Origin of the sequence: Priestia koreensis (assembly GCF_022646885.1) — a bacterium.
Taxonomy (GTDB): Bacteria; Bacillota; Bacilli; order Bacillales; family Bacillaceae_H; genus Bacillus_AG; species Bacillus_AG koreensis_A.
The window spans coordinates 3,167,726-3,192,973 of sequence record NZ_CP061868.1; the positions used below are offsets into that span (position 1 = coordinate 3,167,726).

The following is a 25,248-nucleotide window of genomic DNA, read 5'->3' on the forward strand; positions in this document are numbered from 1 at the left end:
ATCCTTTCAATTTATTCGAAAAAGTAAAAAGAGTGCATGATTAGGAGTTCTAATCACACACTCTTTTTTCTCTTTAATGACAGCCCATACCGCTATTTTGGTCGGCTTTCACCTTAGAGCCTGTATCGCCTTGCAGCAAATCTCCGCCCGTTGACTCAATGATTTCATCGGTCACTTGCTTTGAGATCGTACTTGCTACAAGCTGTAATAAGTCGTTCACAACGACTTGTGATTCTTTAAACTGCTGAATAATTGGAAGCTCATCAAGCTCTTCTTGAAGCTTATCAATCTGTGCTTCCACTTTTTTCAACGCTTCGTGCTTGCCATAGTGCTGAAAATTAACAGCTTGCTTTTGTAAGCTTTTAATTCTCGCAATGGTATCTTTTACTTTTTCGTTTCCATTAAGCTGTGCTTCTGCACGCTTAAAGAAATCGACTTCTTCCGTGTCTGACATCATTTTGCCAAGCTCACGAGCTCGTGCTACGATGTCGTCTTTTGAATAAACAGTCATTATTATTTCACCTCTGCAGCCTCTTCTACCATTTCTCCGTTTAATGACCATGTTTTCGCTACTGTAATTTTCACTTTCACGAGCTGGCCAATTGCGGACTTCGGACCTCTGAAGTTAACAAGTTTGCTCTTAGCTGTATATCCCGCAAGGACGTCAGGATTGTTTTTACTTTCGCCCTCTACTAATACTTCGACAACCTGCCCTACATATTCCTGCATTTTTTGCGCAGAAAATTCGTTTACTACTGCATTTAAGCGCTGTAAGCGAGCTTTCTTCACTTCCATCGGTACGTTATCTTGCATTTTTGCCGCTGGTGTTCCCTCACGCGGAGAATAAATGAACGTATAGGCACTGTCGAAACCAACTTCTTTGTAAAGAGAAATCGTTTCTTCAAACTGTTCTTCCGTTTCATTTGGGAATCCAACGATAATATCTGTCGTGAGTGACGCTGTTGGAATGGCTTCTTTAATTTTACGAACAAGCTCTAGATATTGCTCACGCGTATATTTACGAGCCATAATCTTTAAGACGTCACTGCTACCTGATTGTACAGGAAGATGGATGTGGTCGACAAGGTTTCCGCCTTTGGCAAGTACTTCAATTAAGTGATCATCAAAGTCACGAGGATGGCTCGTTGTGAAGCGAATGCGCGCCACGTCTACTTTGCGGATTTCATCCATTAAATCGCCAAGTCCATATTTTATATCTTCAAAATCTTTTCCGTATGCGTTCACGTTTTGACCTAAAAGGGTAATTTCTTTGTAGCCTTGTGCTGCTAAATGACGAACTTCTTGAATGATGTCCTCAGGGCGACGGCTGCGTTCTTTTCCGCGCGTATAAGGGACGATACAATATGTACAGAACTTGTCACAACCGTACATGATGTTTACCCATGCCTTAATTTCACCTTTACGAACTTTTGGAAGGTTTTCAATAACGTCCCCTTCTTTTGACCATACTTCAATAACCATTTCTTTTGATAAGTATGCTTCGTTCAAGATATTTGGCAAGCGGTGGATGTTATGCGTACCGAAGATCATGTCTACGTGGTGATGTTTTTGAAGAATTTTGTTTACAACAGATTCTTCTTGAGACATACAGCCACACACACCGATTAAGACGTCAGGGTTGCGCTGTTTTAACGGCTTTAAGTGCCCTAATTCACCAAACACTTTGTTTTCCGCGTTTTCGCGAATCGCACACGTGTTTAATAGAATCACGTTAGCATCTTCTACTGTATTTGTAGGCTCATAGCCAAGCGCAAGGAAAATCCCTGCCATTACTTCTGTATCATGTTCGTTCATTTGACAGCCGTATGTACGAATGTAGAACTTACGACCTTGTCCCATTCCACGGAATTCTTCGGAAATAGCGAAATCTTTATGATAAGCGACTGTTTCTTTTCCACGTGCTTTCGCATCTTTTAAGGAAGGTGGCATATACACCGTTTGAAAATATTTGCTGTAGTCTTTTTCGGATTTTTTGTCCGCTGACTTTACCTGCGTGTTTTCTAAGCGTTGCTCTTCGTTCATACTATTCATTCTCCTTTCAGCTCGTTTTATGCTGTGCAACCTAACTCAGCATAAAAGAGTGCACCCCATTTAGTATAAAAGGAAAAAAGCAAGAATACAACAGGATCGCCTTATTTTGGATGTGGTTTTGTGTGAACGCTATTTAGTGAAAATGGGCATTGTAGAGGTCATAATTCACTAGTTCGGATTCCAGCTCCAGATTGCTTCGCTTTCCTCGGGGCGAGCGCTGAGCTTCCTGGTTGTTTCTCTCCTGTGGGATCTCACCTGACTTGCTCATCCCGTAGGAGTCTTCGCATCTTCCGCTTCCATACTCTTGTCGTTGAATTAGGAACTATTTGTTGTGCTTCTTCTCTAAATGGGTAATTTTAATGAGCTTTGTTCATTCCACTTGAAACACCTTTTACTAGTTCGGATTCCAGCTCCAGATTGCTTCGCTTTCCTCGGGGCGAGCGCTGAGCTTCCTCGTCGTTTCTCTCCTGCGGGATCTCACCTGACTCGCTCATCCCGTAGGAGTCTTCGCATCTTACGCCTCCTTCCTTTGTTCTTTGGACTAGGGACCATTTATTAGCCTTCTTTTCTGAATGAGTGATCCGAATAAGCTTTGTTCATTTCATTTTAAACAGCTTTTACTTGGTCGGATTTCCGCTCCAGATTGCTTCGCTTTCCTCGGGGCAAGCGCTGAGCTTTCTCGTCGTTTCTCTCCTGCGGGATCTCACCTGACTCGCTAGTCCCGTAGGAGTCTTCGCATCTTCCGCTTCCATCCTTTGTTCTTTGGACTAGGGACCATTTATTAGCCTTCTTTTCTGAATAAGTGTTATGAATTACCTTCGTTCACATGAAACTGCTTTTATTGATTCCTCCTTATACTAAGAAAAAGTTCATGGATTTCTTTTATAAGCGGGGTACGCACAAACTCCCATTCTCTTAAATAAAAAACTCCTTTCCTCATACGTTTGAAGGAAAGGAGTTTGCATTTACATAAATTCGGATACTAATTTAGTGAACTGTTCTTCTTCTAGCGTTAGGTCTGCGTTTGTGAGCGAGTCTTGACGATAGCCGTGAACGAGTTCTTGGTAAGATGGCTGCTGTTTGTTTTGATAAATAAGCCCCGTTACAAGACCGTTGTGGGACATTAGCGTTTGCATCGCCTGAGAACGATCGCCCGCGTCGTATCCTTCGATTGTGGATAGGCTTGTTAGGTTCTCTTTGAACCAGTCATATGTGTTCACTTTATTGTATGTTACGCACGGACTGAATACGTTGATTAGAGAGAATCCTTTATGATTAAGTCCTTGTTCAATGAGTGACGTTAATTCTTTTAAATCGGTTGAAAAGCTTTGAGCGACGAACGTTGCCCCTGCTGTTAGAGCTAGCTCCATCACTGAAAGCGCTGATTCAATCGATCCTTCAGGCGTACTTTTTGTTTTAAAGCCAACATCGCTTCGAGGTGACGTTTGCCCTTTTGTTAATCCGTAGATTTGGTTGTCCATGACAATATACGTGATGTCGATGTTACGACGAATGGCATGAACCGTGTGACCCATTCCAATGGCAAATCCGTCTCCGTCACCACCAGATGCGATGACTGTTAAATCACGATTCGCCATTTTAACGCCTTGAGCGATCGGAAGAGAACGCCCATGGATGCCGTGGAACCCGTAGGAATTGATATAGCCAGAAATACGTCCAGAACAGCCGATTCCAGAAATAACGGCTAAATTTTCTGGTTCAAGGCCCACATTTGCTGCCGCACGCTGAATAGCTGCCTGAACTGAAAAGTCCCCACAACCTGGACACCAGTTTGGTTTTACATTGTTACGAAAGTCTTTAAACGTTGCCATTTATAACAGCTCCTTGCTTTTGGAATGCACTTCATGTGGTAAAAACGGATTCCCATCATACTTCAGAAGATTTTTCACTTTCTTTGCATGCCCAACATTCATTTTTAAAATATTTGCAAGTTGACCCGTGGCATTGTGCTCCACCACAACCACTTTTTTGGCATTCTCCACAAGTGGTAGAAGCTCATCAGCTGGGAACGGGTGAAGCAAGCGGATGTGCGCATGGTTGGCTTTTACACCCTCTTTTTCAAATCGTTCCATTGCTTCCTCAATGACACCGCGCGTTGAGTTAAATCCAACAAATAATACATCCGACTCGTCATGAGGAGCATTTGTATGTATTGGATTTTGGAAGTTAATCTTGTTTAACTTTCTCATACGTTTATCCATTTGGATTTTACGGTTTGACGCCACTTCAGACGGTTTTCCCGTTTCATCATGCTCGACTCCTGTTACGTGGTGAATTCCATTCGCCATCCCTGGTACAACACGAGGAGAAACACCATCCTCTGTTGCTTCATAGCGCTTAAAATACGCTTTGCTATCAAGCTCAGGAAGCTCTTGTCCAAGCGCAAGTTTTCCGCGACGGATTTCTACTTTTTGATAATCAAGCGGATCAACCGTTTGTTTCCCAAGAGATAACTGAAGATCAGTTAATAAGATAACCGGACACTGATACTCTTCCGCTAAGTTAAAGGCCTCAACCGTATCGTGGAACGCTTCTTCCACTGTACTTGGCGCCATCACAATTTTCGGAATTTCACCGTGCGTTCCGTAAATCATCGCCATTAAATCGGACTGCTCTTGCTTAGTTGGTAGCCCCGTACTTGGACCTCCGCGCTGTGTATCTACGATTACAACAGGTGTTTCCGTAATACCTGCTAAACCGATTGATTCCATCATTAGTGATAAACCTGGTCCAGCTGAGGCTGTTAGTGAACGTACACCTGCATAGTTGGCACCGATTGCCATCGTACAAGCAGCAATTTCATCTTCGGTTTGAATAACGGTTCCACCAAAGTCCGGTAGCTTTTTAATTAAATATTCCATAATTTCAGAAGCTGGGGTAATCGGATATGCCGGCATGAAGCGTGCACCGCCTGCTAATGCACCAAGAGCGATTGCATCGTTTCCAATCATAAACATTCTTTTTTTACCGTCTGCTTTCTCGAGGCTCATGGATTCAATTGTCCCACCGAGCTGTTCTTGCATATAATCAAAGCCACGTTTCATAGCTTCCATATTCTTATCAACTACTTGCTGCCCTTTGCGTCCAAATATCTCCTGTACTACGCTTTGAAAAGCGTCTAGGCTGACGTTAATAATCGCACTAGATGCTCCTACTGCCACCATGTTTTTCATAAGCGACGTACCAAGCTCAGTCGCAATCTCAGTAAATGGGACCGCATACATTTTTGCGACAGATCCTTCTGGCATAGTCGGTTTGAACTTCGCATCTGCAATGACAATTCCTTGATCATGAAGTTCTGACACATTCACATCAATTGTCTCTTGATCAAATGCTACTAAAATATCAAGATCATCCGATACTGCACGTACTTCTGTTGTACTTACACGAATTTTATTGTTAGTGTGTCCGCCTTTAATACGTGATGAGAAATGGCGATAACCATAGAGGTAATACCCAAGTCGGTTTAGGGCCGTAGCAAAAATCTCCCCCGTACTTTCAATACCTTCACCTTGTTGGCCTCCAACTTTCCATGAAAGTTGTTTTGTCATGTCTTACACCCCTTCAAATAGATAAATAGCGAATCTCACGATTATCAACAACCGTTTCGGTTATAAGTTTAGCATTTATTGATTTAAATCACTAGGTACCTTCACGATTATTTTTCGCTATTTATGCGTAGTATTGTACTTTTTATACAGGTAGTGCACGATAAAAGTTTCCAAACAAAAATCCCTCTACAACTTCCGTAGAATAATACTTTACTAGTTCGTTCATAAGGGCTTCATATCCTTTATAAGAGGACAATCCGCTCGTCGTTTGATCAATGCCGTCAAAGTCAGAGCCAAATCCAATATTACGCTCTCCTCCTAGCATACAAATGTATTCCACGTGGCGAATGACATCCGTAATAGACGGCTGATTTTTCGATAAAAACTCCGGTACAAATGTGATGCCAATCACAGAATCACGCTGAAGAAGCGCCTCAATCTGATCTCGGTTTAGATTTCGGGGATTTGGGCACAAATCATACACGTTCGAATGCGAGGCAATCGGATAGCTGGCATGTTCAATCACGTCCCAAAATCCTTTAATAGAAAGATGCGAAACGTCTGTCCAGACCTTTGCCTCATTGTTGGCCTGTACGACTCTCTTACCAAAGCTTGAGAGTCCTGCTCCTCGCTCCTCTAAAATGCCATCTGCGACCGCATTGCTGTAATTCCATGTTAAACCAACGGAGCGCACACCTAGGCGAAAAAGCGTCTTCAAACGGGCCATTTGGTCGCCAATCATGTCACATCCTTCGATAGTGAGCATCGCCCCAATTTCGTTTGCCGTAAGCATGTCTATATCTCTTTTCGTTTTCACCATTTTCATATGGGGGTTGGATAAAATATGGCTGTGAAAAAGCTCGATCATTTCAAGCGCTACGTCGAAACGATCACATGCTTTGACAGCCTCAGGAATGTAAATCGCAAACAGCTGGACCTTTGCTCCCGTTTCTTTTAACTGTTTGTAGTTGATGTGAAGCGCATTGGAATTGTTGAAGGATAGGCGAGGGTTCCACCATAACTTCATTAATACATCACAGTGTGTGTCAAAAATACGAGTCATACGTTCTCCTTCCTATGCTGACTGACCAACATGTACAAAAAGGACCTGTCGCATGTCGCACACAGGTCACTAAGCATTTATAGGTGTTTTGATTATCGAGGCTCTACAATAAGCTTGATTGCTGTACGTTCTTCGCCATCTATTTGAATATCTGTAAAAGCTGGAATACAAATTAAGTCAACACCACTAGGAGCGACAAAACCTCTAGCAATTGCCACGGCTTTTACCGCTTGATTTAAGGCGCCAGCACCAATTGCCTGGATTTCAGCTGCACCTCTTTCACGCAAAACTCCCGCTAGAGCACCAGCCACAGAGTTAGGATTTGATTTCGCTGAAACTTTTAAGATTTCCACATCTAGTTCCTCCCTATCTTTTACAAGGTATGTTCAAGTTCAGTAGAAAAATGGCCTAATTCATTTCATTGATACTATATTCACGATTTTGTAAAGGTATTCCTGCTTGTTCTACCTAAATTTTCAAAACCAGAGGGTATAGTAACTCATTCCCTTTTATCAGAAATATATTCCAAATTCTGCACATTCATGAACAAATAAAAAATGGTAGAGCATCATTCGCTCTACCACCTGGCGTATTACATATCAAAATAAGGATGATCATCATTAATAAGAATGCGTTCAATCTTATTTGCTTTCCCCGTTTTTGCATCAATGTCCACCACTACAGCGCTTAGCTGTGTGCGTCCCTCCGCTACTTCAAAACGAACAGGTAAAGATGTTTTAAACTTTTTAATAACCGCATGACGGTCTGTACCTAAAATGCCATCGTATGGGCCTGTCATTCCAACATCTGAAATATAAGCCGTTCCTCTTGGAAGAACACGATTATCGGCTGTTTGAACGTGTGTATGCGTTCCAACTACTGCTGATACGCGTCCGTCTAAATACCAGCCCATCGCTTGCTTTTCACTTGTTGCTTCACCGTGGAAATCAACGAAGATAATGGACGTTTTCTTACGCGCCTCTTCGACAAGCTCATCTGCTTTTTCAAACGGGCAATCAAGTGGCGGTAAAAATGTTCTTCCTTGAAGATTAATCACGGCTACGGTTTGATTACCATATGTATAGTAGGTGATTCCTTTGCCAGGCGTTCCTTCTGGGAAGTTTGCTGGACGAATCATTTGTTTTGCATCATCAATAAAGTCAAAGATTTCTTTTTTATCCCATGCGTGGTTACCAAGCGTTACGACATTTGCTCCCGCATTCAGCAGCTGGCGATAAATCTTTTCTGTGATCCCTTTTCCATGCGCTGCATTTTCTCCGTTTACAATTATCGTTTCTGGGTTATATTTCTGCTTTAGTCGAGGCAAATAGTCTTGAACCATGTCACGACCTGGAGAGCCTACGATATCTCCAACAAATAGAATTTTCATTTACAAACTCCTTCTACAATCAACTTCTTTATAAGTTTGTCATAAATATAAAAAAAAAGCAAAGTCATTTACATCCACTTAAACAAAAAGAAAGCGACGAAATCGCCGCTTTCTTTTTATTTTGCATATTCTACCGCTCGTGTTTCACGAATAACTGTTACTTTAATATGTCCTGGATAATCCAGCTCTTCTTCAATTCGCTTGCGAATATCGCGAGCTAGACGATGTGCCTCTAAGTCATCAATTGTATCTGGTTTTACCATGATACGAACTTCACGACCAGCTTGAATAGCGAATGATTTTTCTACACCCTCATAGGATTCAGAAATCTCTTCTAGCTTTTCTAAGCGGCGAATGTAGTTTTCTAACGTTTCGCTTCGAGCTCCAGGTCGTGCTGCTGAAAGGGCATCTGCTGCTGCTACTAGTACAGCGATTACCGATGTTGGTTCTGTATCACCGTGGTGAGACGCAATCGCGTTCACAACAATCGGATGTTCTTTGTATTTTGTCGCAAGCTCAACGCCGATTTCAACGTGGCTACCTTCCACTTCATGATCGATCGCTTTTCCGATGTCATGTAGTAGACCAGCACGGCGAGCCATCGTTTCATCTTCACCTAATTCAGCAGCCATTAATCCAGCCAAGAACGCTACTTCCATTGAATGCTTCAGTACGTTTTGACCATAGCTTGTTCTAAATTTAAGGCGACCTAAGATTTTAATTAGATCCGGATGTAAACTGTGTACACCTACTTCAAAAGTAGTTTGTTCACCAACTTCGCGGATATACTCGTCTACTTCACGACGAGATTTTTCTACCATTTCCTCGATACGAGCCGGATGGATACGTCCATCTTGTACAAGCTTATCAAGAGCGATTCTCGCCGTTTCACGACGAATCGGATCAAATCCTGATAAAATAACGGCTTCTGGCGTATCATCGATAATGAGGTCAATTCCCGTTAGTGTTTCTAAAGTACGTATATTACGACCTTCACGACCAATGATACGGCCTTTCATTTCATCGTTTGGCAGGTTCACCACAGAAACGGTTGTTTCTGCAACGTGATCCGCTGCACAACGCTGGATTGCAAGTGAGAGAATTTCTTTCGCTTTTTTATCAGCCTCTTCTTTTGCACGAATTTCTGCTTCCTTCACCATCACTGCTAAGTCATGGGAAAGCTCATTCTCCAGACGTTCTAGGATAAATTGTTTTGCCTCATCACGACTTAATCCTGAAATGCGATCAAGTTCTGCTTGTTGGACACGTATCATGTCTTCCACTTTGCTTTCCATCTCTTCAATATGCTGTTGTCTAGTAGCGAGAGAATCTTCTTTCTTCTCTAGCATTGTTTCTCGCTTATCTAGTGTCTCATCTTTTCGATCAAGATTCTCTTCTTTTTGCATTAATCGATTCTCTTGTTTTTGAAGTTCAGTTCGACGATCACGAATATCATGCTCAGCGTCTGTACGAAGCTTGTGAATCTCATCCTTCGCTTCTAGCAAGGCTTCTTTTTTCAAAGATTCTGCTTCACGCTTCGCTTCATCAACAATTTGATCTGCAATCGACTTTGCACCAGCGATACGAGCCTCTGCAATCGATTTGCGAACAAAAAAGCCAACAACTGCACCGACGATTAGGCCGAGCAAAGCGGAGATGATTGTTAAAGTTGTTCCCATTATTTCACCTCCCCTTGCTATATACTTGCGGTAAAAGTTTCATGTCGGCATGCATTTAAAGATACTAGTATCTCAAATACACACTAAGGCTTTTAAAGTTAAAATCCACTTAAAAGGGAAAATATACATCCTAATTGTAAGGCTGCTAAATTTTATTGTCAAGCCTGTCAGATTGTAGAAACAGAAATATATATCAACTACCGAACAATTAAGCATTTCTCCCACTAAAAAATGGGTTCATGAGTGAGAATAAAGAGCATTTTGTCCTTCTCTCAAACGTATTAACCAACAGCATTACGCTGTCCATCTCTATTGTTCACAGAAACGCTGAATTTCAAACCAATATTTCCCTTCATTATTCATAAAAAGACCTAGATCTATTTCTTTTATGTACATGATAAAAAGGCGAAGCAACTCTAAAAAATCGAGAATTGCTTCGCCTTTACCAGTAAAACATCTACATCACTCGATGAAGAGCGGTTTAGAGATCAAACTCTTCCTTGTCATCTTCTTCTGGTGCATCGACAGGTTCATCAAGCTTATAGTGCTCACGGATTTGTTGTGAGATTGTTTGACGAATGTCTTTGTTCTCTTTTAAGAACTGCTTAGAGTTTTCACGTCCTTGCCCTAAACGTTCATCATTGTAAGAGTACCAAGCTCCACTTTTTTGAACGATATCAAGATCTGAACCGATATCTAGAATTTCACCTTCTTTTGAAATTCCTTCTCCGTACATAATGTCAACTTCAGCAGCACGGAATGGTGGTGCTACTTTGTTTTTCACGACTTTAATTTTCGTTTTGTTACCAACAACATCATTTCCTTGCTTCAGTTGTTCAGCACGTCTTACTTCTAAACGCACAGACGAGTAGAATTTAAGTGCACGGCCACCTGGTGTCGTTTCAGGGTTACCGAACATAATTCCAACTTTTTCACGAATTTGGTTAATGAAGACAGCAATTGTTTTCGATTTGTTGATTGCACCAGAAAGCTTACGAAGCGCTTGAGACATTAGGCGAGCTTGTAAACCTACGTGTGAATCACCCATTTCCCCTTCGATCTCTGCTTTTGGTACTAATGCAGCTACAGAGTCAATAACAAGAATATCAATAGCTCCACTTCGAACAAGAGCTTCAGCAATTTCAAGAGCTTGCTCACCAGTATCTGGTTGAGATAATAGAAGCTCATCAATGTTAACGCCTAGCTTTTGTGCATAATCAGGGTCGAGTGCATGCTCAGCGTCGATAAATGCAGCCTGTCCACCGTTTTGCTGAACCTCAGCAATCGCGTGTAACGCTACAGTTGTTTTACCAGAGCTTTCTGGACCATAAATTTCAATAATACGGCCACGTGGATATCCACCTACGCCTAGAGCAATATCAAGAGCTAAAGACCCACTTGATGCAGTAGAAATCTTTCTATCCGTTTGCTCACCTAATTTCATGATTGAGCCTTTACCAAATTGCTTTTCAATTTGTTTTAATGCCATATCTAATGCGGCTTGACGATCGTTCACTCAATTTCCTCCTCTATCTATTTCTATAAAAGTGTATGAATCATTTATACCTTCAAAGACGTTTCGCGAAACGTTCTTAAGTTGCGTACTTGCTACTAACTTTCTATATATACTATACCTTTTTTTCAGTCGTTTGCCAAGTAAAAAATCGAACATTTATTCGTTTTTTGTTTTGAAGAAAACAAGCTTCTTTTCATTTTCAACGAAAACAATACGAGCCCAGGGATCCCCCTAGGCTCGTATTGTTTTTGTTTTATGAACGTAATTCTTTTAGTAAATACTGACATGCGTAGCGAACAGAACGCATTCTAATCGCCTGGCGACCGCCTGATAATTGCAGCAAATACGCCTTCGTTTTTTCATTTTTTCGGGCAATGGCAATATGCACAGTCCCGACCGGTTGATCTTCTTGGGTGCCTGGTCCTGCAACCCCAGTGAAGCTTACCCCAATATCAGAGCCTAGTTTGCTCATCACCTGCTCAGCCATTTCAATCGCACATTGCTCACTTACGACACCATGCTTCTCAATTGTCTCTGAACGAACGTTTAACACCTGATTCTTCACTTCCGTTTGATAGGAAATAATCGCTCCTTTTACAATTTGCGACGTTCCTGGAATTTCCGTTAAACGTTCAGAGAAAAGACCTCCCGTTAAACTTTCTGCAGATGCAATGGTTAGCTTCTGTGCTTCAAGCTCTCTTACTAGCTCAGAAGGAAGCGTTGTTTCATTATATCCGTAGAAAAATTCGCCCACGCGTGCCATAATCGCTGCTTCCGCTTCGTCAATCAAACGGTTCACTTCTGTAAGCGATTCGTGCTTTGCTGTAATCCGTAGCGTTACTTCACCGTCTCCTGCAAGAGGAGCAATCGTTGGATTCGTCTGTGCCTCTAGCAGATCTTCAATTTCTGTCTCTAGCTGTGACTCACCAATTCCAAAGAAGCGAAGGACGCGCGATTCAATGCGCTCCTTAACCGCTAGCTGGTTGAGTAAATAAGCACGACCATGATTTAAAAACATTGGCTGTAGTTCTTTCGGTGGTCCCGGGAATAGCATGTAGCGCTTGCCACTTACTTCAATGGCCATTCCAGGAGCCATTCCGTAATCATTGGTTAAAACGGAGGCACCTTCTAGCACAAGCGCCTGCTTGCGATTGTTAGGTGTCATCGTTCGTCCTGTTTTTTCGAAATACATCTCAATGCTTCTCATCGCCTGCTCATCGGTCACAAGCGATTTTCCTAATACTCTTGCAATCGTTTCTTTTGTCAAGTCATCCTTCGTTGGTCCGAGACCGCCAGTAAAAATAATTAAATCAGCGCGCTTACTAGCTTGATGAATGGTATCTTCTAAACGCTGTTCGTTGTCTCCTACGACTGTGTGAAAGAAGACGTTAATTCCGATCTCAGCTAGCTGCTTTGAGAGGAACTGGGCGTTTGTATTAGCAATTTGACCTAACAATAGCTCAGATCCAACTGCGATAATTTCTGCGTTCATAGCGCTCATCTCTTTTCGTTCTTATTTAGAGTTTACAAATGCTTTGCTGTTTTTAGCAAAATAATCCCATCCTGATAGTACAGTAAAGAATACGGACACCCACAGTGCAATGTCATCAAACGGGAATGGAATGAAAGAGAACGGAATGTTGTGTAGCAACAAGGCAGAGATCGCAATAATCTGTGTCCATGTTTTAATTTTCCCAAGCATATTTGCTGCGACTACTTCCCCTTCACCAGCTAGTACTAAACGTAGCCCGGTAATAGCAAATTCACGACTAATGATAATAATAGAAGCAAGGCCAATTCCAGCTCCTATTTGTAGCTCCACTAGTACGATTAATGCTGCAGATACGAGTAGTTTGTCAGCAAGCGGATCTAAAAACTTCCCTAAATTCGTCACCATGTTATATTTTCGTGCGTAGTAGCCATCTACCCAATCCGTTGTAGAAGCAAAGATAAAGATAAGTGCTCCAACAAGATGAGCGACAGGGATTGCTGTTTTACCTGCATGCAAATCTCCCCATCCAAATGGCACCATCATAAAAATAAGGAAAACGGGGATAAGAAAAATCCTTGAAATCGTTATTCTATTAGGTATATTCACTTTTATTCCTCCATTAAACCAATTAATATGTACTCAAGAGAATACCATTAGTATCCCCTAAGTGTAGTATGTATAACATTCCATTCTTACATAGTTTACAGGAAAAATGGGCGATTCTCAAAGATAAACCTATCTCCGCTCGAATCACCCATCTTCACAAGAGCGTAAGCCCTAATATATACTACCTTCGCAGTCTTACTGAGCTGCGGCAGGCTGATATTGAATGGTTATTTTTTGTTGTACTTTCTGACTTGGATCAAACGGTAGTGCTAATGGCTTGCCGTTTACTTTCACCTGTACGCCAGGAGAGAATCCAATGTTGAAACGCACTTCTTTTTCTTGTGAAAAATCAAATGATTGCGTTGTGCCTTTTGCTAAAAGTGCATTGTAATATGACTTGCCTGTTGCGTTTTGGACCCCTAGCCATGTATCGTTTGAAGAGGTGATTTCCACTTTAAACGCATCTGCGTTTTGCAGCTGTAGCGTAGCAGTCTTTCCGCTTTTTTGAACCTCTGTGATCGTTTGATCTTTTGCAGGCTCTTCTTTTGTCGCATCGTCTTTTTGCTCATCTTTTTTATCGTCTTTTTTGTCCGTCTTTTTCTTATCTTCGGACTTATCTGCCTTGTCTGCTTTATCTTTCTTATCGTCAGTCCCTGTATTTGTAGCAGAAGATTTTGCAGAAGCATCTTTACTTGCGTTATCAGACTGTTCGATTTCAGCACCTGTTTTCGGTGTGGCGTTATCGGATGGTTTGTCTGTATCACGATTTTGTAAAAAGAACCAGACTAGCATCGCGATACCAATAATAACAACCACAACAATGATTGTAGGAAGTAAATCCAACAACTTAGACGATGATGGCTGTTTTGCCGTCACTTCCTGTTTACGCGTTTTTACACGCGACAATTGCTCTGGGATATCCTCATTTTGGGAACGAGGAATATCTGCTTTGTATTCTTCAAAAATTTCATCTGCATTTAATCCAACAGCTTCACAGTACTGCTTAATAAAAGCTCGAACATAAAACTTTCCAGGCATTAAATCATAGTTTCCTTCTTCAATACCTGTTAAGTAACGCTTTTGGATCTTCGTTAACTTTTGTAAATCTTCCAATGAAATATTTTGTTGCTCTCTAGCTTCTTTTAAACGTTTGCCTAACTCTGTCAACGAAAACACCTACCAATTATCTTAAAAATCAAACATTGAAAACCCGTTGTCTTGAAAGATTTGAGTACCATCTACTGCATCATATGTAATTTCTTCATCAGGATCATTTCGCAATTCAATGATGTAATCAAAGTCTTCTAGCGTATATTCGGAGTTTTGCACGAAAACATCAGGATGCTCAATTACCTTTGTTGCAGGAACACGCATGATCTCCCTCACAAGCTGCCAATGCTTCTCCGTAGCTCGTCTAGTTGAAACAATACCGTCGATAATAAACACATTATCTTCGTTGTATTCTTCCTCAATTAACTGACTGCGTATCGTCTGTTTTAAAAGGGTGGACGAAACAAATAACCACCTTTTATTCGCACATACGCTGGAGGCAACAATGGACTCCGTTTTCCCTACGCGAGGCATACCACGAATTCCAATTAGCTTGTGGCCATCTTGCTTAAATAATTCGGCAAGAAAGTCTACTAATACCCCTAATTCGTTGCGTACAAACCGAAATGTCTTTTTATCATCTGCATCACGCTGAATATAACGTCCGTGCCTTACCGCTAAGCGATCGCGTAGCTTTGGCTCTCTCAACTTTGTTACTTTGATATGATCCATCGTTTTTAAAATCGATTCCAATCGCTCAATTTGCTCGTTCGAATCACAGCGCAATAACAGCCCCCTACGTTGATCATCTACTCCATTTATCGTCACAATATTTATTGATAGCATTCCAAGCAGAGAAGAGATATCTCCTAATAGACCTGGGCGATTTTTCTGAATCTCATATTCTAGATACCACTCAATTTTAGACATAAAACCCTCTCCCTATCAAGACAGTTATTGTTGAGAGGAACTCCCCTTCTTAATAAATATAAAGGATTTGCTAGGATTAATAAACCCTGAAACCTAACTATTTCTATGTTTTGAAAAAGAAAGCAAAAAAATGAGAATGAATACGTTTTCTTCTTCCTTTTTAAGGATATTAACGGAGTCATTCTAACCACCTCATTCCTCTTAGGATTTTGCAAAATAAAAAAGCACTGTCCGCTGCCTGAACAAAGTTTAGGCATAAGACAATGCTTTTTACATTATTACTTCGTTTCGTTTGTTGGAGCTTGTTGTTGAGCTCCATTAGGTGCAGTACCGTTGTTTTGAACAAGTTTTACCATCATGTTAGCGATCGCATGTTGTTCTTCAGGAGATGCAACACTCCAAAGATCCGCTAATACGCGCTCTTGATGGTTTTTTGGTTCTACTTGCTTCGCTAAGTAGTCTCCTACTTGGTATGCAAGATTTGATACTACTCCGTTATCCATGCCCTGGTTTTGCGCATGGTGTAAACGATCACCTAAAAAGCCTTTCCAATTTTCCCAGTTTTCAATAACAGACATGAATGACCCTCCTTAAGGTTGATTCATAGCTTATTTTGTTCAGGTCAGACAGTTTTATGCGTCATAATGGAAAAAATGTTTCTGCTTTTTTACGTATGCCATCCGCCGTTTACGGAAATTACTTGTCCGGTGATGTACGACGCTTTCGGTGACGTAATGAAAACGACGGTATCTGCAACTTCCTCAGGCTTTCCAATACGCCCAAGCGGAATCTCTTCCGCTATCATTTGCAGGTCTTCTTCTGTAAAATGGCTCATCATGTTGGTTTGAATCGCACCTGGTGCAATCGCATTGACTCGAATACGACTTGGTGCGACTTCTTTTGCAAGCGCCTTAACAAACGAAATTTGCGCCCCCTTAACGGTAGAATAAAGCACTTCACAAGATGCCCCCGTTAATCCCCAGATGGATGACATCATCACAATATTTCCACTTTGATTTTTGATCATATTCGGCAACAGACGCTGCGATAACTTAAATGGAGACGTGACGTGAAGATTCATCATTTCTTTCGTTTCAGCGTCCGTCATATCCGTCACAAGGCCCATATAGCTATTTCCACTGATATAGACAATCGTGTGGATCGGAACTGAAAGCTGACCCATCAGTTCCTCTACTCCCTCATCGCTCGCTAAATTCGCTTTTACGCTCAATATAGGGGTGTTAAGCTCTGTTTTTAGCTGATTAATGGCCTCTTCGTTTTGATGGTAATGGAGGACAAGTGAATAACCTTCAGCAGCCATCGCACGCGCCACAGCCTGTCCTATTCCCCCGCTTGCTCCTGTAATTAGTACGTAACGTTCCAACCCGCTCTCCTACTTTCCTTATCACATCTAAAACCCTCTATCGTTTAGAAATAGAGGGCTTTTGCTCGTATTATGCTTTTTGTTCTTTTGGTACAACCTGGCAGACAGTGAAGTTGTCTTCGTCAATCACTTCTTCTACCACTTTTTGAATATCAGCTACTCTAAGCTCTTCAAGCGCACCAACAACACCAAATAAATCCATATCGTTAAACGCATAGCGGGTAAACTGATTGGCAATAAACTCAGGTGAATTTAATGAGCGTAAAAAGGCTCCAATTTTCTTTTTACGAATGCGATCTAGCTCTTCATCAGTCATTGTCACACTCTTCATTTCTAAAAGCGTTTTTTGCAGGCGCTCTGCTAGCTCGTCAGGACGATCCGTATCACCGCCGATAATTGCAAAGCCAAATCCGCCTTCTTCCGTGTAGTCGTATGAGAACGTCTCGTCAATCAAACCGTCATCATATAATTTCTCGTAGTATGCAGAGCTGCGGCCAAATAAATAATCAAGTACGACATTCATCGCTAGTTCGTGCGTAAGTAAGTCTTTACCTGAACGATTTGGTGATTTTGCTTTTACTCCTACAAGACATTTAGATGTTTGAACGGTCATTGGAATAACCTGTTTTTTCTTCGCCACACTTGTTGGTTCATCGTCAAAATGACGGTTAATATCATCTTGCTGCTTGTAGTCTTTTTTTGTTTGATTGTCACGAATTTGCTTCATGACCTTCTCAGCATCGACAGGGCCAACAACAAATAGTAGCATGTTGCTCGGATGATAGAACGTGTCGTAGCACGTATAAAGATCGTCTTTTGTAATTTTTGAAATGGAGTCGATTGTACCTGCAATATCAATTTTCACCGGATGATTGTGGTACATGTTTTCAATCGTTCCAAAATATAAGCGCCAGTCTGGGTTATCATCGTACATCGTAATTTCCTGTCCGATAATTCCTTTTTCTTTCTCGACCGTTTTTTCAGAGAAATAAGGCGTTTGTACGAAGTCCATAAGCGTGTCTAAATTCTGTTCAAAGTTTGACGTACATGAGAACAAGTACGCTGTACGCGTAAACGATGTGAACGCATTAGCAGAAGCACCTTGCTTACTGAAATCTTGGAACACATCTCCGTCTTCTTTCTCAAACAGCTTATGCTCTAGAAAGTGAGCCACGCCGTCCGGGACGCGAATCATATCTTCTTGCATAAGTGGCACAAACTGATTGTCAATGGACCCGTAGTTTGTTGTAAACGTCGCAAACGTTTTATTGAATTCAGGCTTTGGCAATATATACACGCGCAAGCCGTTATCCATCTTTTCATGATAGAGCTCTTCTTTTAATTGTGTAAATGGGATTTTTTCCATCTTACTCACCGCCCGTTCCACGTAAGAAATAAATGGTATCTAGATCAATACCTTCTGCTACTTTGATGATTTCTTGTTTTGATACCGCATCAATACGCTTCAAATACTCTTCAATTGAAATATCTTGATTCGTTAGCTCGTTGTGATACATAATTTCAACAAGTCCGCGCGCTGTATCAACTGTCTCAAGAAGCTGGTTATGAATGACTGCCTTCGTTTGAGCAATTTCTTCATCCGTAAAGTCACCTTTTTTCATCGCTTCCATTTGCTCTTTAATAATCGTTACGGCCTGATCGTATTTATTCACTTCAATTCCTGACATAACCATCAAAAGTCCTTTGTGGCTTTCAACACGAGATGCCGCATAGTAGGCAAGGCTTGCTTTTTCACGAACGTTAATGAAAAGCTTCGAATGAGAGAACCCACCGAAAATGCCGTTGAACACTTGCAGGGCAAAGTATTGCTTGTCGCTATACGTTACGTTTGTTCGGTAGCCAATGTTCAGTTTTCCTTGTTTAATATCTTGTTCTTCAATCACTTCATTGACGTCAGATACTTTCTTATGAACGAGTGGATCATGAGCAAGACGCTCACGCTCGTTTAGTGGAAATTCGTTTTTAACGGTTGCGACAACGTCACTTACATCAATATCACCAATAATGTATAGATGAATATCGTCTTTGTTCAGCGCCTCTTGATAGTAGTTATGAAGACTTTCAGGCGTAATTCCTTCAATGTCTTCAATGCGACCGTTCACGTGCAAGCGATATGGTTCTTCCTTACACATTTCTTCTACTAGGCGCAGATTTGAGTAGCGCATTTTATCGTCGAATACCGCTTGAATTCGTTGACGAAGCGCACGTTTTTCTTTGTCAACGGTACTTTTCACAAACGCACCGTTTTCTGTCGCAGGTTTTAGCAGCACTTCTGATAAAAGCGTGATCGCTTTTTTAAGAAGGGGCGTCGAGTCCTTTAAATATTTTTCATTGGCGATGTCAATACGGAACGTAATTTCTTGGTTTTCACCTTTTTTCGTTAAATCAACTTGAAGGGTAGCGCCGTAGAGTTCATCAAGATAAGCTCTGAGCTTCGTTGCACTCGGGTGTGTTTCGGTTGCGCTTTGAAGCACGTAAGGAAGCAGTGCACGAAGTGTGAACGTGTCTTCTTTCAATGGAGCTGTCATTTTTAAAATTAGCGTATTCGTTTTGTACTTTGTTGTTTCAATCGTATGAACGGTTACGCCACTAAGCGAATGTTTTTCTTCGTTTAGCAATTTCATTGGGATGGATACCCTCCTTTTATGTACAGTTCAAATTAGGTTCATCTGCTTATTGTTAGCTTTTACAAAAATTCTAGTCTTAAGACTACTATATCGAAAGTTCGGAAAGATTTTCAAGAAAATGCAACTTTACTCATTCATTTATTCTATTCAGCGCAGGCTTAACCTAGAAAAGAAAAAGGAGAAATGGCGCCATTTCTCCTTTTGTACGTACTATTGAGCGAAAAACCTTTTACTGGTTGAGACCTCCATTTCAGATTACTTCGCCTTCCTCGGGGCGAGCGCCGAGCTTTCTCGTCACTCCGTTTCTAAGGGATCTCACCTGTCTCGCTCATCCCGTAGGAGTCTTCGCATCTTCCACTTCCATCCTTTGGTCTTTCGACAAGGGACGATTCATTGGGCTTCTTTTCTGAAGGAGTAATTCCGATTGGCTTTGTTCATTCCACCTGAAACACCTTTTACTTGATCGGATTCCAGCTCCAGATTGCTCCGCTTTCCACTACAATCCTTTTATGTTTTGATTATTGAAAAAATCTCACTTCTCAATCCCCACAATCGCAGGAACTCCTTCATCATAGTAATGTTTGATTGGGTTCATTTCAGTGACAAGGTCTGCTAGGTCAATGAGTTGTTGTTTGGCTGAGCGGCCTGTGATGACGAGGTGCATGTGCTCGGGACGATTTTTGATTAGGTGTAGCACTTCTTGCAGTGGAAGCACGTCATCGATAGGAAAACGCTCAATGGCAAGGGCGTTGTTTAGTTCGTCTAGGATGACTACGTCATAACCACCCGACATGATTTTATCTTTTGTGAGTGCCCATGCTTTTTGAAGAGCGTCGCGGTGCTCTTGGGGTGTTTTTGTCCATGTAAAGCCGATTCCTGTTTGATGCATGTCAATGCCTAGTTTTTTTAACGAGGCCTGTTCACCGGTTGTTCTGGATTTGATGTATTGAATAATGAGTACGCGCTTTTCTCTGCCAGCTGCTCGAATCGCAAGTCCCATCGCGGCCGTTGTTTTTCCTTTTCCGTCGCCTGTGTAGACGAGAAGACGTCCTTTGTCCTTCATTTCTCAATCTCCTCTTTCCTTCATGAGTCGTATTATATACAGTAATCGCCCAGTGCTTTTTGAACACTGAGCGATGATATTAATCTTCCTGCAAAAGTGGCGTTTGTGCTTCTTCAAACCACTGAAGCTTTTCACGCAGATTTACAACGTCCCCAACTAATACGATAGAGGGATGAATAATTGCTGCCTTTTTCACTTCCTCTTCAATCGTTAAAAGCGTTCCAGTAACCGTGCGCTGCTTTGTAGTTGTTCCCCAGTGGATGATCGCAACCGGTGTATGTGCGGAGCGACCATGAGCAATCATCTGTTGACAAATATACGTTAGATTTCCAATCCCCATATAAAAAGCAATCGTATCAATACCGTTCGCAAGGGCATCCCAGTTCAGGTGATCAGCACCCTTTGATGCTCGACCATGTCCCGTCACCATCGCAAACGATGAACCGTAGTCACGATGTGTGACAGGAATTCCCGCATAAGCTGCGGCTGCAATTCCTGATGTGACACCTGGTATGATTTCATATTTAATGTCATTATTTTTTAATACTTCGGCTTCTTCTCCTACTCGACCAAAAACGGCTGGATCACCGCCTTTTAATCGTGTGACCACTTTTCCTTCATTCGCTTTTTGTACGAGAAGAGCGTGGATTTCCTCCTGAATTAATTCATGCTTACCAGGAAGCTTTCCGCAAAAAATAAGCTCTGCCCCTTCTTTTGCATGTGTTAAGAGCTCTTGACTAATGAGGCGGTCATATAAAATAACGTCCGCTTTTTGAATGCATTCTAGTCCGTACACCGTAATGAGCTTCGGATCTCCCGGCCCTGCTCCTACTAGATAAACGTGTCCTTTTGTCATCGTACTTCCTCCTTCCTAGCTGTTTTCTCTGCAATGCCTGCCGTTTTAAACGTGGCCATTTCGTTTAGCATGAGCGTTGCTGCCTGTACAATTGGAAAGGCAACGGCTGCGCCACTTCCCTCTCCTAATCGAAACCCTAATTGTAAAAGAGGCGTCTTATTCAGCATTTTAACGGCCGTTTCGTGGCCTCGTTCTGCCGATGCATGTCCAACAATCATGTAATCGTTTGAATTTGGCTCTAGTTGGGTGGCCACTAGTGCTGCAACTGTGCTAATGAATCCGTCCACTAAAACCGGAACACGGCGTGAAGCTGCTGCCAACATTGCCCCGACCATCGCAGCAATTTCAAAGCCCCCAACTTTTGAAAGAACGTCTAGGGGATCATGACGATCTGGTTGTCTTTTTGAAATTGCCTCGGCAATAACGCGAGCTTTTACGGCGATGGCGTCATTTGAAAGCCCCGTTCCTGCCCCAACAATCTCATCTATGGGCGCATCACTGAAAGATGCTAGAATAGCTGTGCTCGGCGTTGTGTTGCCTATCCCCATCTCACCAACAATTAAGCATTTCACACCGTGATCAATCATGGCGAACGCGCGGTTCATCCCAATAGTAATCGCCGTTTCTGCCTCACTGCGAGTCATTGCATCCTCTTTTAAAAAGTTCCGTGTTCCAAAGCCTACTTTCTCTACGTGAAGATCTGCATGTGACGCGATCTCAGCCGCTACGCCAACGTCTACAATTTCAAGCTTCGCTCCGATTTGGCCGCTAAACACGCTAATAGCGGCTCCACCTGTCAAAAAGTTCTGAACCATTTGGGCAGTCACTTCCTGTGGAAACGCGGATACTCCTTCTTCGACAATTCCATGATCACCAGCAAAAATTAGCACCCCAGGTGGCGTGACAACTGGAAATGGTTCGGCCGTCATCGCCGCAATCTCGGCTGCAAGCTCTTCAAGCTTTCCTAAGCTTCCAGGTGGCTTTGTTAATGTATCTATGTATTTTAACGTATCTTGCTTGACTGCTTTATTCAATTCCGGTATTTCGATGCGTATGCTCATATGAAGTCTCTCCTTTTTGAAACTGTTCCATTTGTTCCGTAATCCACTGAACGTCAACATGAGATCGAACATGGTCTGCTAATCGATCAAAGGCCTGTTCTCTCATCTCATTAAAGTTTACACGACCAGTGATAGGCGGTAAATGTTTTCTTTTTCTGACCTCATTTAAGAAGTGTTCTCGAAGCGCATCGTTATGGAAAATACCGTGAAAATAGGTTCCTAGTAAACCATTATCCCCAGAAATGAACCCTTCATTACGACCGTCTTTTAATGTAATAAAAGGTCGTTCTTCCGTTGAAAACGTGGACTTGCCCATATGAATCTCGTACCCTTTTACAGACAGCTTATCTCCCGTTGTCTCTCCCTCTGACCATGTTGTCACTTTTTCCTTGTTCATTACCGTCTGCATCGGAATAAGCTGCAGACCTTGTATTTGACCGTACTCGGATTCGATTTTGTAAGGGTCCTGAATGTTTTCACCAAGCATTTGATAGCCCCCGCAAATACCTACAACGGTTACTTCGCCACTTTTATATAGGGAGGAGATTTGTTCATACAATCCGCTTTTCTTTAAAAACAAAAGATCTTCAATCGTATTTTTACTTCCTGGTAAAATAATAACATCTGGATTTTTTAACTGCTTCAGCTGTCTGACAAAGCGTACGTCACAGTCAGGCTCGGCGAAAAATGGATCTATGTCCGTAAAATTTGAAATACGGGGGTATTGAATAACCGCAATATCAATCTCTTTTTCTCCGTCATAGTCACTTTTATATTGCTGAAGCACTACTGAATCTTCTGCTTCAATATTCAAATGATCTAGATATGGAATAACGCCAAGAACAGGCTTGTTCGTATACTCTTCAAACCAAGTAAGGCCGGGTTTTAACAGTTCGACGTCCCCTCTAAACTTGTTAATGATGACTCCAATTACTCTTGAACGCTCTTCTTCTGACAAAAGCTGAAGTGTTCCTACCAAGCTCGCAAAAACGCCGCCTTTTTCAATATCTCCTACTAAAATAACGGGCGCATTTGCAAGCTTCGCTACGCGCATGTTAACTAGCTCACGGTCGTTTAAATTGACCTCTGCAGGACTTCCGGCTCCTTCGATGACAATTCGCTCATATGATCCACTTAATACGTTCAGCGATTTTTCAATGAGTGCGAGCCCTTCGTAAAAGAAATCACTTCGATATTTACTCGCCTGCATGTTTGCATAGAATTTTCCGTGAACGATCACATGCGATTCATTGTCACGATTGGGCTTAATTAAAATCGGGTTCATATCGGTCGTAGCCTGAACGTTTGCTGCTTCTGCCTGTACGCCCTGTGCGCGCCCAATTTCCTTGCCGTCATATGTAATGTACGAATTTAGGGCCATATTTTGTGATTTAAACGGAGCTGTTTTATAGCCGTCCTGTACGAAAATGCGACAAAAGGCCGTTACAAGCGTACTTTTACCAGAATCAGAGTGTGTTCCTTGAAACATTACCGGAAGAGATTTAGTCATCGTTTCGCTCCTCACAGCGCTTTATCCAGTTTTCAATTAATTTTGGACATGACGCAAAATGAATATGGGTATAGCCAGCAATTACGTTATGTAAAAGCGTTCCTTCATTGGACACTTTCCGGCGGGCAATTACTTCGTAAGCATGTGGGTGTTCATTTACTGCTTCAAACGTCGAATAGTGAAATTCGTGCCCTCTCGCCACATCCCCGTCCTTCAACAGATAGTTCCCTTCACCACCCCGAATTTCACGATAACCGAGCGCTGCCAGGCGATCTTGCATTTTCACTTTACCTTTAATAAGCCCTAACATTTCATAAGATGTTCCTTCCCTTGTGACGATGGCATCGGTTAAGTACATAAACCCTCCGCATTCAGCAAGCGTTGGCAGTCCATCTTCAATTGCTTCTTTAATCGATTGTTTGACTTCTGTTTGCTGTGAAAGCTCGCGTGCAAATTCCTCTGGAAAACCGCCGCCTATGTACAAACCGTCTACGCCAGGTGGAAGCTTTTCTCCTTTTAACGGTGAAAAGTAAACTAACTCCGCGCCGTAGGCTTCTAGCAATTCCAAGTTTTCTTCGTAATAAAAATTAAAGGCCGCATCTCTCGCCACTGCAATCCTCACACGTTTTTCTCCTTTATTTATGAATAGCGGCTGAGTAGAGGATAACGAAGGGGCAATTGACCGCGCATAAATTTCATCAAGGTCCACCGTTTCACTTACCGCTCTTGCAAGCTGTTCAAAAAAAGGATCCAATTCTCCGCGCTCAATAGACGGTACAAGCCCTAAATGACGTTCAGGAATGGACGGTACGGCGTTTTTCTGCAAATAACCGAATACGGGAAGGTTACATTCCTGCTCAACGGCTGCTTTAATTAATTCGTAGTGTCCACCGCTACCTACTTGATTCACGATGACTCCTATAATCGTGGGCTGATCAGAAAACGTTTGAAATCCTTTTACGATTGCCGCTGCGCTTCTTGCCATGCTTGCGCCGTTGACGACTAGAATAACAGGCGTTTCTGTAATCACGCTAATTTCCGCCGTTGTTCCTTCATCTGTTAACGGATTCTTCCCGTCATAAAATCCCATCACGCCTTCGATAATAGATAAATCAGCTCCGACGCTTCCTCTACTTACAATCTCTTTTACGACTTCATGAGGAAGCATCCACGTATCTAGATTACGCGCTTTTCTTCCTGTCACTGCGCTATGGTAGGTCGGATCAATATAATCAGGACCACATTTAAATCCTTGAACCTCGTATCCTTTTTGTTTAAAAGCGGACATTAATCCGATCGTCAGCGTTGTTTTTCCAACGCCGCTTCCCGTTCCGGCAATGACAATACGTCGTGTTGTCATGAAACATCTTCCTTTC

At 42.1% G+C, this 25,248-nt stretch carries 22 protein-coding genes; all 22 read right to left on the reverse strand.

Annotated features, from left to right (window positions below):
* Positions 1–73: 73 nt before the first annotated feature.
* Positions 74–511: a regulatory iron-sulfur-containing complex subunit RicA gene (locus IE339_RS16715; RefSeq protein WP_242169378.1), complete on the reverse strand. Its 438-nt coding sequence runs from the start codon at positions 509–511 to the stop codon at positions 74–76.
* A gap of 2 nt (positions 512–513) precedes the next feature.
* A complete protein-coding gene (gene miaB, locus IE339_RS16720; protein ID WP_242169379.1) occupies positions 514–2,043 on the reverse strand; it encodes a tRNA (N6-isopentenyl adenosine(37)-C2)-methylthiotransferase MiaB in 1,530 nt (509 codons plus the stop codon).
* Between the two features lie 974 nt (positions 2,044–3,017).
* Positions 3,018–3,884, reverse strand: coding sequence for a 2-oxoacid:ferredoxin oxidoreductase subunit beta (locus IE339_RS16725; RefSeq protein WP_242169380.1), 867 nt, complete (start codon positions 3,882–3,884; stop codon positions 3,018–3,020).
* A complete protein-coding gene (locus IE339_RS16730) occupies positions 3,885–5,624 on the reverse strand; it encodes a 2-oxoacid:acceptor oxidoreductase subunit alpha (protein WP_347342714.1) in 1,740 nt (579 codons plus the stop codon).
* A 142-nt stretch (positions 5,625–5,766) separates the two neighbouring features.
* A complete protein-coding gene (locus IE339_RS16735) occupies positions 5,767–6,687 on the reverse strand; it encodes a dipeptidase (protein ID WP_242169381.1) in 921 nt (306 codons plus the stop codon).
* A 92-nt stretch (positions 6,688–6,779) separates the two neighbouring features.
* Positions 6,780–7,040 carry a stage V sporulation protein SpoVS gene (gene spoVS / locus IE339_RS16740; protein WP_003181955.1) on the reverse strand — a complete coding sequence of 87 codons (261 nt, stop codon included), beginning with the start codon at positions 7,038–7,040 and terminating at the stop codon, positions 6,780–6,782.
* 239 nt (positions 7,041–7,279) lie between these two features.
* A complete protein-coding gene (locus IE339_RS16745; protein WP_242169382.1) occupies positions 7,280–8,077 on the reverse strand; it encodes a TIGR00282 family metallophosphoesterase in 798 nt (265 codons plus the stop codon).
* A gap of 116 nt (positions 8,078–8,193) precedes the next feature.
* Positions 8,194–9,756 carry a ribonuclease Y gene (gene rny / locus IE339_RS16750; protein WP_053401622.1) on the reverse strand — a complete coding sequence of 521 codons (1,563 nt, stop codon included), beginning with the start codon at positions 9,754–9,756 and terminating at the stop codon, positions 8,194–8,196.
* Between the two features lie 481 nt (positions 9,757–10,237).
* Positions 10,238–11,272: a recombinase RecA gene (recA, locus tag IE339_RS16755; protein ID WP_277933916.1), complete on the reverse strand. Its 1,035-nt coding sequence runs from the start codon at positions 11,270–11,272 to the stop codon at positions 10,238–10,240.
* A 253-nt stretch (positions 11,273–11,525) separates the two neighbouring features.
* A complete protein-coding gene (locus IE339_RS16760) occupies positions 11,526–12,764 on the reverse strand; it encodes a competence/damage-inducible protein A (RefSeq protein ID WP_242169383.1) in 1,239 nt (412 codons plus the stop codon).
* A 21-nt stretch (positions 12,765–12,785) separates the two neighbouring features.
* The gene (pgsA, locus tag IE339_RS16765; protein WP_242169384.1) at positions 12,786–13,370 is read right to left on the reverse strand and encodes a CDP-diacylglycerol--glycerol-3-phosphate 3-phosphatidyltransferase; all 585 of its coding nucleotides are present in this window, start codon (positions 13,368–13,370) and stop codon (positions 12,786–12,788) included.
* A gap of 195 nt (positions 13,371–13,565) precedes the next feature.
* Complete coding sequence (locus IE339_RS16770) at positions 13,566–14,546, reverse strand: helix-turn-helix domain-containing protein (protein WP_242169385.1); 981 nt, start codon at positions 14,544–14,546, stop codon at positions 13,566–13,568.
* Positions 14,547–14,558: 12 nt separating this feature from the next.
* A complete protein-coding gene (locus tag IE339_RS16775) occupies positions 14,559–15,350 on the reverse strand; it encodes a DUF3388 domain-containing protein (protein ID WP_053401627.1) in 792 nt (263 codons plus the stop codon).
* A gap of 278 nt (positions 15,351–15,628) precedes the next feature.
* Positions 15,629–15,928, reverse strand: a complete 300-nt coding sequence (locus IE339_RS16780) for a DUF3243 domain-containing protein (protein ID WP_242169386.1) — start codon at positions 15,926–15,928, stop codon at positions 15,629–15,631.
* An 89-nt stretch (positions 15,929–16,017) separates the two neighbouring features.
* Complete coding sequence (gene ymfI, locus IE339_RS16785; protein ID WP_242169387.1) at positions 16,018–16,734, reverse strand: elongation factor P 5-aminopentanone reductase; 717 nt, start codon at positions 16,732–16,734, stop codon at positions 16,018–16,020.
* Between the two features lie 70 nt (positions 16,735–16,804).
* Positions 16,805–18,100: an EF-P 5-aminopentanol modification-associated protein YfmH gene (gene yfmH, locus IE339_RS16790; protein ID WP_242169388.1), complete on the reverse strand. Its 1,296-nt coding sequence runs from the start codon at positions 18,098–18,100 to the stop codon at positions 16,805–16,807.
* A 1-nt stretch (position 18,101) separates the two neighbouring features.
* On the reverse strand, positions 18,102–19,379 hold the full coding sequence (yfmF, locus tag IE339_RS16795) for an EF-P 5-aminopentanol modification-associated protein YfmF (protein WP_242169389.1): 1,278 nt from the start codon (positions 19,377–19,379) through the stop codon (positions 18,102–18,104).
* A 535-nt stretch (positions 19,380–19,914) separates the two neighbouring features.
* Positions 19,915–20,445, reverse strand: a complete 531-nt coding sequence (locus IE339_RS16800) for a cob(I)yrinic acid a,c-diamide adenosyltransferase (RefSeq protein WP_242169391.1) — start codon at positions 20,443–20,445, stop codon at positions 19,915–19,917.
* 79 nt (positions 20,446–20,524) lie between these two features.
* A complete protein-coding gene (gene cobA / locus IE339_RS16805; RefSeq protein WP_242169393.1) occupies positions 20,525–21,301 on the reverse strand; it encodes a uroporphyrinogen-III C-methyltransferase in 777 nt (258 codons plus the stop codon).
* Complete coding sequence (cobT, locus tag IE339_RS16810) at positions 21,298–22,362, reverse strand: nicotinate-nucleotide--dimethylbenzimidazole phosphoribosyltransferase (RefSeq protein ID WP_242169395.1); 1,065 nt, start codon at positions 22,360–22,362, stop codon at positions 21,298–21,300. The genes cobA and cobT overlap by 4 nt, the downstream gene beginning before the upstream one ends.
* Complete coding sequence (locus IE339_RS16815) at positions 22,328–23,872, reverse strand: cobyric acid synthase (protein ID WP_242169397.1); 1,545 nt, start codon at positions 23,870–23,872, stop codon at positions 22,328–22,330. The genes cobT and IE339_RS16815 overlap by 35 nt, the downstream gene beginning before the upstream one ends.
* On the reverse strand, positions 23,865–25,232 hold the full coding sequence (locus IE339_RS16820; protein WP_242169399.1) for a cobyrinic acid a,c-diamide synthase CobB: 1,368 nt from the start codon (positions 25,230–25,232) through the stop codon (positions 23,865–23,867). The genes IE339_RS16815 and IE339_RS16820 overlap by 8 nt, the downstream gene beginning before the upstream one ends.
* Positions 25,233–25,248: the final 16 nt, after the last annotated feature.

Coding starts and splice junctions, on each gene's coding strand:
- IE339_RS16715 (WP_242169378.1), bottom strand. CDS start 511: ATGACTGTTTATTCAAAAGACGACATCGTAGCACGAGCTCGTGAGCTT.
- miaB (WP_242169379.1), bottom strand. CDS start 2,043: ATGAACGAAGAGCAACGCTTAGAAAACACGCAGGTAAAGTCAGCGGAC.
- IE339_RS16725 (WP_242169380.1), bottom strand. CDS start 3,884: ATGGCAACGTTTAAAGACTTTCGTAACAATGTAAAACCAAACTGGTGT.
- IE339_RS16730 (WP_347342714.1), bottom strand. CDS start 5,624: ATGACAAAACAACTTTCATGGAAAGTTGGAGGCCAACAAGGTGAAGGT.
- IE339_RS16735 (WP_242169381.1), bottom strand. CDS start 6,687: ATGACTCGTATTTTTGACACACACTGTGATGTATTAATGAAGTTATGG.
- IE339_RS16745 (WP_242169382.1), bottom strand. CDS start 8,077: ATGAAAATTCTATTTGTTGGAGATATCGTAGGCTCTCCAGGTCGTGAC.
- rny (WP_053401622.1), bottom strand. CDS start 9,756: ATGGGAACAACTTTAACAATCATCTCCGCTTTGCTCGGCCTAATCGTC.
- IE339_RS16760 (WP_242169383.1), bottom strand. CDS start 12,764: ATGAACGCAGAAATTATCGCAGTTGGATCTGAGCTATTGTTAGGTCAA.
- IE339_RS16775 (WP_053401627.1), bottom strand. CDS start 15,350: ATGTCTAAAATTGAGTGGTATCTAGAATATGAGATTCAGAAAAATCGC.
- IE339_RS16780 (WP_242169386.1), bottom strand. CDS start 15,928: ATGTCTGTTATTGAAAACTGGGAAAATTGGAAAGGCTTTTTAGGTGAT.
- yfmH (WP_242169388.1), bottom strand. CDS start 18,100: ATGGAAAAAATCCCATTTACACAATTAAAAGAAGAGCTCTATCATGAA.
- yfmF (WP_242169389.1), bottom strand. CDS start 19,379: ATGAAATTGCTAAACGAAGAAAAACATTCGCTTAGTGGCGTAACCGTT.
- IE339_RS16800 (WP_242169391.1), bottom strand. CDS start 20,445: ATGAAGGACAAAGGACGTCTTCTCGTCTACACAGGCGACGGAAAAGGA.
- cobA (WP_242169393.1), bottom strand. CDS start 21,301: ATGACAAAAGGACACGTTTATCTAGTAGGAGCAGGGCCGGGAGATCCG.
- cobT (WP_242169395.1), bottom strand. CDS start 22,362: ATGAGCATACGCATCGAAATACCGGAATTGAATAAAGCAGTCAAGCAA.
- IE339_RS16815 (WP_242169397.1), bottom strand. CDS start 23,872: ATGACTAAATCTCTTCCGGTAATGTTTCAAGGAACACACTCTGATTCT.
- IE339_RS16820 (WP_242169399.1), bottom strand. CDS start 25,232: ATGACAACACGACGTATTGTCATTGCCGGAACGGGAAGCGGCGTTGGA.